This is a genomic window from Nocardia vinacea (genome assembly GCF_035920345.1).
Taxonomy (GTDB): Bacteria; Actinomycetota; Actinomycetes; order Mycobacteriales; family Mycobacteriaceae; genus Nocardia; species Nocardia vinacea_A.
Genome location: NZ_CP109149.1, coordinates 7,393,808 through 7,407,613 on the forward strand (window position 1 = coordinate 7,393,808; position 13,806 = coordinate 7,407,613).

Annotated in this window: 10 protein-coding genes; 7 read left to right on the forward strand and 3 right to left on the reverse strand. The window is 66.8% G+C overall.

The window, feature by feature from the left end; genetic code table 11:
* Window positions 1-55 precede the first annotated feature (55 nt).
* The gene (locus OIE68_RS33775) at window positions 56-1,573 is read right to left on the reverse strand and encodes an adenylate/guanylate cyclase domain-containing protein (RefSeq protein WP_327101912.1); all 1,518 of its coding nucleotides are present in this window, start codon (window positions 1,571-1,573) and stop codon (window positions 56-58) included.
* 102 nt (window positions 1,574-1,675) lie between these two features.
* On the opposite strand from OIE68_RS33775, the gene OIE68_RS33780 reads away from it, so the two are divergent.
* The 4 genes from OIE68_RS33780 (at window position 1,676) to OIE68_RS33795 (ending at window position 6,481) form a co-directional block, all read left to right on the forward strand.
* Window positions 1,676-2,920 (forward strand): AI-2E family transporter, encoded by a 1,245-nt coding sequence (locus tag OIE68_RS33780; protein WP_327095022.1) that lies wholly within the window; start codon window positions 1,676-1,678, stop codon window positions 2,918-2,920.
* On the forward strand, window positions 2,898-4,103 hold the full coding sequence (gene macS / locus OIE68_RS33785) for a MacS family sensor histidine kinase (RefSeq protein WP_327095023.1): 1,206 nt from the start codon (window positions 2,898-2,900) through the stop codon (window positions 4,101-4,103). Before OIE68_RS33780 ends, macS begins: the two co-directional genes overlap by 23 nt.
* A 341-nt stretch (window positions 4,104-4,444) precedes the next feature.
* Entirely contained in the window at window positions 4,445-5,077 is a 633-nt protein-coding gene (locus OIE68_RS33790) for a response regulator transcription factor (RefSeq protein WP_327101913.1), read from the forward strand.
* 705 nt (window positions 5,078-5,782) lie between these two features.
* A complete protein-coding gene (locus OIE68_RS33795; protein WP_327095024.1) occupies window positions 5,783-6,481 on the forward strand; it encodes a DUF1707 domain-containing protein in 699 nt (232 codons plus the stop codon).
* Between the two features lie 288 nt (window positions 6,482-6,769).
* On the opposite strand, the gene OIE68_RS33800 is transcribed toward OIE68_RS33795, so the two are convergent.
* Entirely contained in the window at window positions 6,770-7,960 is a 1,191-nt protein-coding gene (locus OIE68_RS33800) for a helix-turn-helix transcriptional regulator (RefSeq protein WP_327095025.1), read from the reverse strand.
* Between the two features lie 317 nt (window positions 7,961-8,277).
* On the opposite strand from OIE68_RS33800, the gene OIE68_RS33805 reads away from it, so the two are divergent.
* Entirely contained in the window at window positions 8,278-8,736 is a 459-nt protein-coding gene (locus OIE68_RS33805; protein ID WP_327095026.1) for a hypothetical protein, read from the forward strand.
* A 1,132-nt stretch (window positions 8,737-9,868) separates the two neighbouring features.
* Complete coding sequence (locus OIE68_RS33810; RefSeq protein WP_327095027.1) at window positions 9,869-11,446, forward strand: DUF2339 domain-containing protein; 1,578 nt, start codon at window positions 9,869-9,871, stop codon at window positions 11,444-11,446.
* A 297-nt stretch (window positions 11,447-11,743) separates the two neighbouring features.
* On the opposite strand, the gene OIE68_RS33815 is transcribed toward OIE68_RS33810, so the two are convergent.
* Window positions 11,744-12,340 (reverse strand): TetR/AcrR family transcriptional regulator, encoded by a 597-nt coding sequence (locus OIE68_RS33815; protein WP_327095028.1) that lies wholly within the window; start codon window positions 12,338-12,340, stop codon window positions 11,744-11,746.
* 88 nt (window positions 12,341-12,428) lie between these two features.
* Between OIE68_RS33815 and OIE68_RS33820 the strand changes: the two genes are divergently transcribed.
* Window positions 12,429-13,634 (forward strand): alpha/beta fold hydrolase, encoded by a 1,206-nt coding sequence (locus OIE68_RS33820; protein WP_327095029.1) that lies wholly within the window; start codon window positions 12,429-12,431, stop codon window positions 13,632-13,634.
* The last annotated feature ends 172 nt before the right edge of the window (window positions 13,635-13,806 follow it).

Below are 13,806 nucleotides of genomic sequence, written 5' to 3' on the forward strand. Positions count from 1 at the left end.
CGGTGATCCCGGGGCCCTCCGTGGTTACGCAGGCTGCCTTCTCCGTGCCCGGCCGCTAGCGACTGCTTGCAGGTCGCTCGAAAAAACCAGCTCGCACCGCGGCCCCATCCTTCGGCCAGGCCAACCTGGTCTTTCGTCGCCGGCCGCGCAGCTGGACTTCCTCGCCCATCAGCCAAAAGTCCTGCTCACTTTCATCGGCGAAATACAGCGCGCTGCCCGAGGCGAGTACGCGGCCGGGTTGATCCTTGGCCAGTTCGGTCAGGCGTGATGCCTCGTTCACCGGGTCGCCGATCACGGTGTATTCGAAACGGTTTGCGGCGCCGATATTTCCGGCGACCGCCAGGCCCGCCGAAACTCCGATACCGATATCGAGTCCGGGCACCTCGCGCAGGACTTCGCGCAGTTCACGGGCGGCGGCAAGGGCGGCGGTCGGTGCGTCCGGGCGGTCCAGCGGGGCGCCGAAGATCGCCAGTGCGGCGTCGCCGACGAATTTATTGACGAAGCCGTGGTGCCGGTCGATGACGTCGACCACGATGCGGAAGAACTCGTTGAGCAGGCTGACCACCTCGGTCGGCGGTCGCTCCGCGGCGGCCGCGGTGGACCCGACCATATCGACGAACAGCACGGCCACGAATCGGGTCTCGCCGCCGAGTTCGGTGCCGTAGTCGAGTGCGCGCTGCGCCACCTCCTCGCCGACATGCTGGCCGAAGAGTTCCTGCAGCTGGCGGCGCTTGGCGGCCTCTTCCATCATGCGGTTGAAGCCGACCTGCAACAGGCCGATCTCACTGCCGTCGAACACCTCGACCTGCACGTCGCGAGCGCCCTCCTGTACCCGGTCGATGGCCTGGCTGAGCTGGCGCACCGGGTCGGAGATGCTCGATCCGGTCAGCATCGACAGCGCCAGCGCCTGCATGATCACCACACCGCACAGCAGCAGAATCGAGATGGCCAGCGATTGCGCGGAGAACTTCACATCCGACGAGATCTGGGTGACGCACAGCAGCACGATGGCGATGGTGGGCGCGAAGGTGCCCATACCCCAGGTCATCCCCATCCTGGTGCCGACGCCCGGCGTCAGCGTGTGGTCGAACGAGCCCTCGGTGAGGGCCTGCGCGGCGACCGGGCGCAGAATCCGTTCGCCGAGCATGTAGGTGAAACCGAAGACGATCGTCGCGGCCATACATTCGGTGACGATGACCGCACCGGCCAGCTCCGGCGCGTCCACGATGATGGTGGCCGCCAGGATGGCGCCGCCGATCAACCACAGCACCAGATGCAGGATTGCCTGGCGCAGCGGCGCGTGCAGTGCGGCCATCTGCTCTTGGTGGCTGGGCGGCCCACCGCGCATCTGCCAGCGCATGACCGGACGCAGCATGAGCGCCGAAGCGGCCAGGCTCAGCAAACCACCGGTGGTGAAAACCAGACCGGGAATCAGCAGGCCGGTGCGTCGCGCACCGGCCGCCTCACCTTCGGGAACCGGGAGTCCATATTGGATGAACGCCCACACCAGGACCGCGCCGAACGCATTGGCCAACAGCATCGATGTCAGGTACAGCGGCCAGCGCGTTCGCATGGTCTGTTTGACCGCTTCCAAGGGCGCTGACACGGTGACCAATCTAGCGTTTCGATCATCCGAGCATGTCCGCGGCGCTCTGCGGCCATTAGGCTCGCGGAGGTGACCGACCAGAAGGTTAGTGCTCTCGGAAAAGCCACTGCTGCGCGGTCGGCTGCTGATTCTGTACATCCGTTCGTCCGAGTTTCCGCCGAGTGGGCGTGGCGGCTGCTGGTGATGTTCGCCGCGCTGATCGCGATCACGATGGTGGTGCAGAAGCTGGCGGCGGTGGCGATACCGCTCGCCATCGGCCTACTGGCCGCCGCATTGCTGGCGCCGCTGGTGGATTGGATGCAGCGGCTCGGGGTGCCGAGGTCGGTGGGGGTCTTCGTCGCGCTGCTCGGATCGCTCGGAGTGGTCGCGGGAATCATGACCTTCGTCATCGAGCAGTTCATCGAGGGCGTACCGCAGCTGTCCGACGAAATCACCCACAGCGTCCACGAGGTTCAGGACTGGCTGATCAATGGTCCGCTGCATCTGAGTAATGAGCAGATTCGGAATGCGGGCGACACGATCGTCAAAACGATCCAATCGAACAGGGAAGGTCTCACCAGCGGGGCCTTGACCACCGCGACGGTGATCGGGCATGTTCTCACCGGTGCGTTCTTGACGCTTTTCATTCTCATTTTCTTCCTTTACGGCGGCGATCAGATCTGGCATTTCGTGACCCGGATCGTGCCGACCCCGCACCGGGAAAAGGTGCGCACCGCAGGGCAACTCGGCTTCGGCACGCTGGTCGGCTTCGTCCGCGCGACGGTAGTGGTGGCGCTTGTCGATGCCATCGGCATCGGTGCCGGTCTAGCGATTCTCGGGGTGCCGCTGGCATTGCCGTTGGCCTCGCTGGTATTCATCAGCGCGTTCATCCCGATCGTCGGTGCATTCCTCGCCGGGACCATCGCGGTATTCATCGCATTGGTGACCAAGGGCTGGGTGACCGCGGTGATCGTGCTCGGCATCATCATCGCGGTGATGCAGCTGGAAAGCCATGTGCTGCAACCATTGCTGCTCGGTCGGGCGGTGAGCATCCATCCGCTCGCGGTGGTGCTGGCCATTGCCGCCGGCCTCGTGCTCGGCGGCATCGCGGGCGCTCTGTTGGCGGTGCCGTTCGTCGCGGTGATGAATACCGCGATTCGGTCGCTGCTGTCGGAGAGTCCGGAGGAGGCGTTCGAGGAACTGCACACCGGCGACGGAGGTCGATTCGCGGTGGAGCCGGATAAACCGGAGCCCGGCCGGTTCGATGTGGATGCGGTGCTGGCCAAGGAGATGCATCGGGAGGACCGGTCGGATGACTCGGCCGGGCCCAGGTGAGGTCGGCGCAGCCGAGCTGAGTGCGGACGATGCGGCAACCGCGCCGCTGTGGCGTGCAGTGCAGGCATTGCGGCTGGTCACGCTGCTCTATGCGGTCGGTCAGCAGATCGCCTCGGTGCAGTACTACCAGAATCAGCAGCTGAGCTGGGTATTGATCGCCGTGATGGCGGTGTGGTCCGGTGCGTCGGCATTCATGTTGTCGCAGTGGCACTTTCCCGATGTGGCGCGGCTGCGGGCGTGGGTGGTGATCGGGGATCACGTGGTGGTGATCGCGCTGATCGCCTCGACCCGGTTGGTCGCCGATTACGGCTGGTACCACGGACATCAGACGCTGCCGACCACGCTGTGGGTCGCCAATGCCGTTGTGTCCGCGGCGATTCTGCGCGGGCCGCTCGCCGGGGTGCTCTCCGCGCTTCTGATAGCGGCGGTCATCGTGACGGTGCGCGAGCAGTGGGGCCAGGATGTGTGGGCCGATGCGACCGCGCCGGTGCTCGTCTCCATCGGGCTGGCGCTCGGACTGGCCGCCAATACCGCGCGTCGGGCGCAGGGGCAGCTGGAACGGGCCGTTCGGTTGACCGCGGCGGCCGAGGAGCGGGAGCGGCTGGCTCGTGAGGTGCACGATGGAGTGCTGCAGGTGCTCAGCTATATCAAGCGGCGTGGTAACGAGATCGGCGGTTCCACCGAGGAATTGGCGCAGCGGGCGGCGGAACAGGAAGTGGCGCTGCGGGTTTTGATCTCCGAGCAGGGTAGGCACGGGGATACCGGTGGTGCGGATGTCGATCTGCGGCCGCTGCTGACCGTGCATGCGACGCCATCGGTCTTCGTTTCGACGCCGGGTGAGCCGGTGCGGGTCGGGCGGTGGACGGCGGGTGAGATCGCGGCGGCGGTGGCGAACGCACTGTCCAATGTCGCGGTGCATGCCGGTCCGGATGCGAAAGCTTATGTGCTGCTGGAGGATACCGGTGACGAGCTGATCATCAGCGTGCGCGATGACGGTGTCGGGATTGCGCCGGGGCGTTTGGAAGAGGCGGAAGCCGAGGGGCGCATGGGGGTTTCGCGATCCATTATCGGTCGCATCGAGACGTTGGGGGGAACGGCGGTATTGCTTACCGAGGAGGCTGGTGGGGTTGGGTTCGGTACCGAGTGGGAGTTTCGGGTGCCGCGTTCGGGAGGTGTGGCGTGAGTGCTTGCGCGACGAGATCTTGCCGGCGCAGGTTTTCGTCGTGAATGACGACAGGCGTGCGGACGCTGCCGCGTGAACTCCCGCAGCCGTGCGGCCAGAGGTCGGTGCATACCGGCGTTTCGAGTGTGGAGGAGGACACTGTGACCAGTGGTAAGGCTTCCGAAGCGATTGGGTCATCGATCGCCCCTAGCTGCCAGGAGTTCGAGCATGCAGGAGGACCTTGTGGCCAGCGATGATGTGGCCGAGGCGATCGGGTCATCGGTTACCCCTAGCTGCCTGGGTGCCCGAGCGTGCAGGGGGACCTTGTGAGCAGTGATGATGCGGCCGAGGCGATTTCGGTGATGGTGGTGGACGACCATCCCATGTGGCGCGACGGGGTTTCTCGCGATCTGGCCGAGGCCGGGTTCGTGGTTGCCGCGACGGCGGATGGGGTGGGGTCGGCTACTCGGCGGGCGGCGGCGGTGCGGCCTGCGGTGGTGTTGATGGATATGCAGTTGCCCGATGGGAATGGGGCGCAGGCGACTGCGGAGGTACTGCGGGTGTCGCCGGAGAGCCGGGTGCTCGTGTTGTCGGCGTCGGCGGAGCGCGACGATGTGCTGGATGCGATCAAGGCGGGGGCCTCGGGTTATCTGGTCAAGAGTGCGTCCGCGGGCGAGTTGATCGAGGCGGTGCGAGCCACTGCGGCTGGGCAACCGGTGTTCACGCCGGGGTTGGCCGGGCTGGTGCTCGGTGAGTATCGGCGGATGGCGACCGCGCCGGTCGAACCGGATGAACCGCATCGGCCCGCGCTGACCGAGCGGGAGACCGAAGTCTTGCGGATGGTGGCGAAAGGCTTGTCCGCCAAGCAGATTGCGTCGCGGCTCGGGCTCAGCCATCGAACTGTGGAGAACCATGTGCAGGCGACCTTGCGGAAGTTGCAGTTGGCCAACCGGGTTGAACTGACTCGCTATGCGATCGAGCAGGGGCTGGAGTAGGTGGGTTCTCGAGCAGGTGCGCAACGGTTGTGAATACGTGGCCGTAACGGGTTCTCGAGTAGGCGGGAAATGGTTCTCGATTAGGTGGCGCAACGGCTCTCGGGCTCCTGCGCGGCGGTTTCGGTCCCCAAAGGTTCCATTCGTGGCCCGATCATCCTGCGGGGGTCCATGTGCCGGGCGCAGTAGGAACATTCGCCGTCCTACACCGGGCACCCAGTCGCGCTAGTGGGCACCTTGTACACGAGGTGCCCGGTGGTGAGCCGGGGTGCCCGGGGTGCGTCCTCCGCCGCCGGTTCGGCGTATTGGTGCCCGGTGGTGCAATGGAGTGCCCCGGTGGCTCGAGGTGCTGTGCGGGCCTGGCTCGCCGACGTGCCTGTGTGATGGGCGGGAAACGGTCCGGATTTGTGTGGAAATCGGTGGGTGTGGAGCGGGGTGCCCCGTGGCTCGGGGGATGTGCGGGCCTGGCTCGCCGACGTGCCTGTGTGATGAGCGGGAAACGGTCCGGATTTGTGTGGAAATCGGTGGGTGTGGAGCGGGGTGCCCCGTGGCTCCGGGGATGTGCGGGCCCGGCTCGCCGACGGACCAGCGTGATGCGCGGGAAACAGTCTCGATCTGCGCGGAAATCGGCGGGATCGGGGCTGGGGGGGCGGGACTCGGGGATTGCCCTGATGCGTGGCGGGTGCTGGGCTCGGTAATCTCGGATTCATGGGTGGCCCCGAATCGGTATCCAACGGTGTCGGCTCCGGTGACGTGGTCGGCGATCGTGAGTTGCGTGTTTCCGATGCCGAACGCGAACATGTCGGTCAACTGCTCCAGCGGGCCGTCGGGCTCGGCATGCTCTCCCTCGGGGAGTTCACCGAGCGGATGGATACCGCGCTGGCTGCCAAGACCCGCGGTGAACTGAATTCCGTGCTTGTCGACCTGCCGGGCGTGCGACTCGTCGGCCAGCCTGCCGCGCCCTCGACATTCGTGAATTCCTCGCCCGCCTTCACAAAGCGGGTCTCACCGCCGCCCTCGGTCCCGTCGCAGGTCACGCCGGGGAATGTGATCCGCAGCCGCCTGTCCGGGGTCAATCGCCGCGGTCGGTGGCAGGTGGCGCCCGCACTGCATCTGAACAACTGGCTCTCCGGTGTCACCCTCGATTTCACCGAGGCGATCATGTCCACCCAGGTCGTAGAGGTGCACGTCGACGACTACCTCAGCTCACTCACCCTCATCGTCCCCGCCGAGGCCACCGTCGACCTCAACGCCGTCGACCTGATCGGCTCCAGCGTCAACAACAAGGTCCGCACCGGCCCGCCCCTCGGCCCACTGCACGTCGTCGTAGAAGGGCGAATCCGCTTCGGCTCGATAACCGCCAAACACTCCCTGCGCGCCCAATGGCGCAAGTTGATGGGTAGCTAGCGCGGACCGACTCGGTGCGGTCGGTCGCCGGGCAGCTCGGGGCGCGGAAGCTCGAACGGCGCAGGCGCGTTGCGGGCAGCAAATTCCGTGCGTTCGGCGGTCTAGCAGCGCGGATCGCGCAAGTCCGATGAGTGAGGCGCAATTGCTCGGTGCGGCGGCTAGGTCTTCGCTGCACACTGGTCAGCAGTGGCCGCTGTGGCACAACTCGCCGATAGCGCCCGCGGCGATGCGGCAAAGCACCTGCGGCTGACGCTGAACTGCCGTGATCGAGCGGGATCTCGACGCCGATCAGGTGTTGACGCCGATGCGGCGGGCGAAGGCGCGCAACGGGACTCGGCGGTCGTGATCCAGTAGTTCGGAGACGATGTGCCGGGGCAGGGACTGGTATTTGATCCAGTCGGCGCCGCCGACGCGTTCGGCGTCGAGCAGGGCGGCGAGGGCGCGCTTGTGCTGACCGGTGCGGGTCAGGGCGACGGCCGTATCGGTGAGGTGGCGGGCGCGGGAGGCCTGGGGCAGACCGCAGTTCGCGGGCATATCCTGGGCGGCGGTCAGTGCCTCCGGATAGCGTTCGGAGCTGATATTCACATCGACCGTCTGCATGACGACTTGTGAAGGGCCGAAATAGGTTTCGTAATCGTGACGATCTACGCCGATGCGCAGCGCGACTTCACCCGCCGCTTGGACCAGCGACAATGCTTCGGGAACATCCTGCGATCGACCGGCCGCGGTCGCGCCCTGCAGTACCAGCGATCCGTACGCGGACAGGTGTGCCGGAGCTTCATCACCCTCGGGCTCCAGATCCGCCGCCGCACGCAGCGCGACCTTGCGCGACTCCTCGTAGCGGCCCTGCACCAGCAGCTGCCAGGCGACCGAGCCGCGCACGGTGGCCAGCAGCAGCGGATCATTGCCGAGCTCGGCGGCGGCCAGTGCCTGCCGGATCGCGAGGAACGCCGGATCGGTCTGCCCGAGATGGACCAGGGTGCAGCCGGTGACCCAATACATCCGTGCGAGTAGTTCATTCGCGGATGCGACCGCGCCGTTGCGAGCGGCGTGCACTGTTGCCCGCAACTGGGTGAGCCCGGTCGGCAGGATCGAGGTCAGCAGTTCGTAGCGGCCGGTCCAGTAGGCGCCCCACGCGTAATCGACTGCGCGACTGCCCTCGTCGAGGCCGACCGCATCCTCATCCGGAATCTCACCGAGCAGATCGTCGACCGGGGTCAGGGCGCGCCGGATCGCGACGATACCGGCATCGGGATTGCCGGAGGGAATGCCGTGTCGCTTGCCCACGAGGTCGGAGATGTCGACATCCAGTGCGCGCGCGAGTTTTTGCAGACTGGCGATCGACGCGGTCTGGCGGCCACCCTGTTCCAGTTTGCGCACCAGATCCACGCTGACACCGGCTTGGTCGGCGAGTTGGCGCTGGGTGAGCGCCTTTCCACGGAAGAGCCTTATCCGCACGCCGATCGACGAATCGTCCATTTAGCCAAGTCCTTTGTTACATCCTTGTTTCAGGGTACGACGTTAAGTGATCGCGCTCACTCGAAGTGGGACATTACGTACGACTCGTTCCTGCTCAATTGGAATACCGTTGCCTTTCTGCAACTTTGAGAATGCAAAGGGCGGCGGCAATGACGACAATGCCGAATACCACCGTGCGAGCTCTCCGCGCCGATCGCGCGTTCGAGCCGGGTGTCCAGACCAGTCGATCCGCGCGCCACACCCAGCGCGGGCGCGAACAGCACGGTCCGCTACGCAGCGGGGGCTGCCCGGCCTGCGGACGGGGGGAGGAGTAAGCCATGTTCGAGCGCTGTCACTCGCCCCACGAAATCGCGCATCTGCTGCGACATCGGTACGGACTGCCGGTTCAACTGTTGGCGGGTCGCCCGATGATCACCACTGGCTCCATCCTCGGCGCCCTGGTGCTGCCGCCGGATCTCGGCCGCAAAGTTCTGGGCACCCTCGACCGGACCTACACGGCCCCGGTGGTCGCCGACCCCGGCGAACGCACCTGGACCTTCCTCGTCGCACCACCGAGCCCGGCCACCCCGGTCGAGATCAGCGTGCGCCGCTGCCTGGCCGGACATCACGTGACCGTCATTCCCCCTGGCCGCCATGTCCTGCTCCCCACCACCGATTCCCAACTCGGCTGGCACTGGGCAGGCGAACCAACCCCCGGCGTCCTGCGCATGCCACCCCGGTCCGCGGTAATCAATGCGGTCTACCAGGTCACCAACATGCGCTCCCACACCCTGTAGTCAGCGCCTACCCCCACCCGCCACGACCGGGTGGGGGTTCCGGTGGACGGCCGCGTATAGCGCTGCGGCGGTACGCATCTTCGTACTGGGTGACTCGGTCGCGCAGATGGGATTCGAGTAGATCCCGGATGAGTACCAGTGGTTTCTACTCATGTTCCGGTGCGCTCGGGAAATCAGCATTGGAGACATGACTACGTCTATCGATCCCGCGCTGATTTCGCGGTTGTCCGGGGAGTTCGCTGTGTTGGGAACGCAGATGGGCGTCCTCGGCCGAGATCTGGATCTGTTACGAGCGCAGGTTGTCGCTGATTCGGTTGCCGCATCTGCGGTTTCGCAGGAGTCGACCGGCTTCTCGGTTCGCGGAGAGTACCCGCTCGGTCCGATCCCGGTGCCGCCCGGTGCCAGCGGCGAGCCTGCGTCCGGAGCCGCAGGGGCGGCCGGTGGCCAGACGGCGTTGCCGGATGCACCTGCAGCTCCTTCGGCCGAGCCGACGCGCGACGCTGGGCATACCTCGGCCGCGGCGGCAGTGGGGGAGTCGGCGGCTGGCCGGACATCGACGGCACAGTCGGAAGCTGCGAGTGCTCCGATGACCCCGAGACCCGAAGCGATCTCTGGTGCTTCCGGTGTGCCTGGCGCGGCGCCGGGTGCTCCGACCATGCCTGCAGGGGGTGCGGTCTCAGATGTGCCTACAGCAGGAGAGGCCCCCGGTCTTCCGGTCGTGCCTGCAGCGGGTACGGCACCACAGCAGCCAGCTTCTGCTGATGGTGCGGGCGCTCCCGCTATGCCCGCGCCGGGGGTACCCGCCGCATGGACGGTGCCCGGCGCGCCGATGGCGGGTGCGGTGCCGTCGGCACCAGTTCCTGGCGGGGTGGGGCGGATTCCGATGCCGCCGGCCGGGCCTCCGGGGTGGTCGCGGCCGGTGCCTGGGTATGGCGCGCCGGGCGGTGCCGGGATGTCCGGGTGGGCCGTGGGGCCGGGTGGGGTGCCAGGGCTTTCGGGTATGCCCGGCGGGTTTGTGCCGCCAGGACCGCGAGGGCCGGGGATTCCGGCGGTTCCGCCAGGGGTGCCGCCGCGGCCGCCGAGGTGGGTTGGGGCGGGTGCGCCGAAGACTCCGTGGTGGCAGCAGGAGGGGATGATCAGTCGGGTGCTGGCGGTGGCCGGGGTGGGGGTGACGCTGATCGGGGTGGTGATGCTGTTGGTGCTTGCCGCGCAGGCCGGGTTCTTCGGGCCGGTGCCGAGAGTTGTTGCCGGGGCGGTGTTCTCGGCGGCGCTGGTGGGAGCGGGGGTCAGGGTGTTCGGGCGGCCCGGTGGGCGGGTCGGTGGAATTTCCTTGGCTGCCACCGGTATTGCCGGGGCGTATCTGGATGTGGTTGCGGTGACGGCGATCTACGAGTGGTTGCATCCGGTGGTCGGGCTCGCGGTGGCGCTTGGTGTTGCGGCGGGTGGGGTCGGGTTGGCGATGCGGTGGCAGTCGCAGCCGCTCGCGGTGCTCGTTGTCGCGGGTGCGGCGTTGTTGTCGCCGTTCGTCACTTCGGAACTGGTGCTGCTCGCATTCCTGATCATGTTGCAGTTGACCTGTGTGCCGGTGCAATTGGTCCGTGATTGGCCGTTCCTGCATGTGGTGCGCACCGTGCCGGCGACATTGGCGACCTTGCTCGCCATTGCCGTCGCCGTCGTCGACGATCCGGCGCAGGGCCGGGTGTACTGGCTGCTCACCGCTGCGGTGGCGATTGCGGCGATCGGGTTGGTCGGCGGTGTTCTGGTGGTGCGCAGGCGATCCGGCGATATCGTCGCCGCGCTGAGCTTCGCGCTCTCGACGGTTCCACTCTTGGCCGCCCCCGCGATGTTCGAGCGGCACTCGGCCACCTTGGTCGCGGCTGTTTATGCGGCGGTCCTGTTGGCCGTGGCGACATTGCCTATGGTGCCGAAATTGCGTGAGCTGGTCCAGATTCCGGGTTCGATCGCATTCGTCTCCGCGATCGCCGGTTCGTTCGCGCTGCTCGAAGCGTGTGTCGGCGTGACACGACTGCAGACCCTGCCGATCGCACTGTTCCTGGTGGCGCTCTGCTACCTCGGCTTGGCCGGACAGCGGCGCTCCCGCATTACTGCCGCCATCGGCGCGGCATTCACCCTGGTCGGATCGGTAGTGTACTTCACCACCGTGACTCCGGAAGCGCTTGCGACACAACGGCTTGCGCACTCGCACCTGGGTATCGCGACCGCGCTGGGAGCTGTCCTCGCGCTCGCAGTCCTCGCCGTGGGCGTCTGGTGCGCCCGGAGACTCCCCGGCATGACCAAGGGCGGAACCGACGAGTCCACGCTGTTCGTCGTCGCGAGCATCGCGGGCCTGTATGCGGTAACCGCCGCGGCGGTCTCGATCGGCATCGCGACCGGCAGCGCCGACGGTTTCATCATCGGCCACAGCGCCGCCACCATCCTGTGGATGGCCGCCGCCACGGCCGCGCTGTTCTTCGGCCTGCGCAACCTGTCCCGCTCGGCCGCCGTCGCCAAACTGGCACTCGGCTCCGGGCTGCTCGTCACCGCAGCCGCCCTGGCCAAACTGTTCCTCTTCGATCTCGCCACCCTCGATGGCCTGGTCCGAGTAGCAGCCTTCTTGGTAGTCGGCGTCCTCCTGCTCCTGGCAGGGACCCGCTACGCCCGTGCCTTCGCCGAAGCTGGTGCCACAAACCCGGATTCAGCAGAACGCTGACAACTGCAGTGCTGGCTGCTCCGCAAAGGCAGCCCACTGACACCTGCGGCTCCTCCTGGCCGGTACCCGCTGTGGCGGGGCTTCGCTGAAGCCTGTGCCGCAAACCAGGATTCAGCAGCGGCACTCGCCGATGCAGGCAGCGACTGTGCCGCTCGGCGCACCACAACGCCCGAATCCATTGCCGAAGCCTTTGTTAGGTAACAAGATTCAGCAGACGCAACCCGGCGAGTCGGCGGGCGCTCAGATCCCCGACATCGTTGGGCTGGGGGCAACCTCGTTGAACCGACTCGGTGTGTGTCATGCACCTGGTTGCTCGAGCCCGGCGCAGATCAGGTCGACGATGCGTTCGGGTAGCGTCTCGTCGATCGGCTCGTGGGTCAGCAGGACTCGCATGTGGAACGGGGCGATGACGGTCTCCAGTACCAGGCGGGCATCGGTGGTCTGCGGCAATTCGCCTCGCTGAATACCGCGTTCGATGATGACCGAAGCCAGGCTGAGTCGTGATTCCCAGAACCTGCGGCGCGCTGCTGCGACGGACTCGTCGTCGACGTGCACGGCCGCCGCGCGGGTGAAGGTCGCTCCGGTGGGTTGGGACAGGAATGCCGCTACCGAGCGGGTCAGTGCGAGGAGGTCGCCGCGCACCGAGCCGGTGTCGGGCGCTGGGATGCCCTCGCCGCTGGTGGCTAGCATCGCATCGACGATGAGGTTCTCTCGGGTGCGCCACCGGCGGTAAATCGAGGTCTCGTGGACACCGGCACGGGCCGCGACCTCGCCGACACTGAAGTTGTTCGGGCCATGTTCGAGCAGCACGCTGACTGCGGCCTCGACGACCGCTCCACGTACGCGTGCGCTGCGACCGCCGGTACGCCGCGGCCGATCTACTGACTCGGTCACCCAGTCACTTTAACGCAAGAATCCTTGCGTTCGAGTTCGCTGCGCGTTAGCGTACTTATCGCATTATTACTTGCGTTAAGGAGTGGATATGGTCAACTGGGATGCGCCGACCATCGACATCGCGCCCACTGCGGACCCAGTCGGCTACCACAGACTGCATCCGGACCGGGGCATGGAATTCCAGCTCAACCGATTCCTGCAGTGGATCGGACCCGACGCCCTGGCCGAGGTCCGCGCGGCCGCCGAGCGGATCAGCTCCTACTCCGAGTGGATCACGGTGTTCCTCGAGCTGGCACAGCAGGCACGGGCCGACGGTCGCGTGCTGCCCGCCGCGTACTACGACCGGGCAGCAGAATTCTTCATGCCCGTCGATGACCCGCGTCGCGTCCCCGCTCGCGACCGGTTCGTCGGTGCGATGCGCGATCTTTACCGGCTGTCTCCGGTCGACGTGCCCTACGGTGCGGCCACTTTGCCGACATACGAGGTGCGGCCCGAGGGGCCTTCGCGAGGCGTCCTCGTCGTCTGCGGTGGATTCGACGAGTACACCGAGGAAATCTTCCCCCTGCTACTGACCGGAGCCCGCGCCGGATACCGCGTCATCGCCTTCGACGGCCCCGGCCAGGGCGGCGCTCTCGAAGACCACGGACTACCCCTCACGGCAACCTGGGAACACCCGGTCGCAGCCGTTCTCGACCACTACGACCTCGACGACGTCACCTTGATCGGCATCTCACTCGGCGGCGGACTCGCCATCCGCGCGGCCGCCTTCGAGGCCCGCATCCGTCGCGTCGTCGCGCTCGACGTTCTCGACGACTTCCTCGAATGCCTTGGCGGACAAGCCTTTCCCGGCGCAACCCCGGCACTGCGCCTAGCCGACACTGCCCGCGCTCGCCCCATCGTCAACCTCACCGCACGCCTGGCCGCCGCCCGCAAACCGATCGCCGCCTGGGGCCTGCGCCAGGGCATGCACGTCACCGGCACCGCGGACGCCTACACCTTCTTCCGCGTCGCCCGCACCCTGTCCACCCGCACCATCTCCGACCGCGTCACCGCCGACGTCCTCCTACTCGCCGGAGCCGACGACCACTACGTGCCCGCACACCAACTCCACCGCCAAGCCGCCGCGCTGACCCACGCCCGCTCCGTCACCACGCGCTTGTTCACCGCCGCCGAACAAGCCCAAAACCACTGCCAGATCGGCAATATCGGCATCTGCCTGCACACCATCCTCACCTGGCTCGACGATCATCAGCCCGCAACGGACGAAAACCTGAGCCCGACACCGATCCAGTGAGCTATCGGGTTCGCACCGAGCGGCCCGCAAAAACCGCTGGCACCGAAGCCGCTCAGTGTCGTTCAGCCGTCACCGACGATCCGCCACCGGCACCCGGGTAGGAACAGGTGTGGCTCGAGCCGCACGCACGACCGGCCTAGTGGACCACCCACGTCGCCGCACCCGGCCTACT

Coding starts and splice junctions, on each gene's coding strand:
- OIE68_RS33775 (WP_327101912.1), bottom strand. CDS start 1,573: ATGCGAACGCGCTGGCCGCTGTACCTGACATCGATGCTGTTGGCCAAT.
- macS (WP_327095023.1), top strand. CDS start 2,898: ATGACTCGGCCGGGCCCAGGTGAGGTCGGCGCAGCCGAGCTGAGTGCG.
- OIE68_RS33790 (WP_327101913.1), top strand. CDS start 4,445: ATGGTGGTGGACGACCATCCCATGTGGCGCGACGGGGTTTCTCGCGAT.
- OIE68_RS33795 (WP_327095024.1), top strand. CDS start 5,783: ATGGGTGGCCCCGAATCGGTATCCAACGGTGTCGGCTCCGGTGACGTG.
- OIE68_RS33800 (WP_327095025.1), bottom strand. CDS start 7,960: ATGGACGATTCGTCGATCGGCGTGCGGATAAGGCTCTTCCGTGGAAAG.
- OIE68_RS33805 (WP_327095026.1), top strand. CDS start 8,278: ATGTTCGAGCGCTGTCACTCGCCCCACGAAATCGCGCATCTGCTGCGA.
- OIE68_RS33810 (WP_327095027.1), top strand. CDS start 9,869: ATGATCAGTCGGGTGCTGGCGGTGGCCGGGGTGGGGGTGACGCTGATC.
- OIE68_RS33820 (WP_327095029.1), top strand. CDS start 12,429: ATGGTCAACTGGGATGCGCCGACCATCGACATCGCGCCCACTGCGGAC.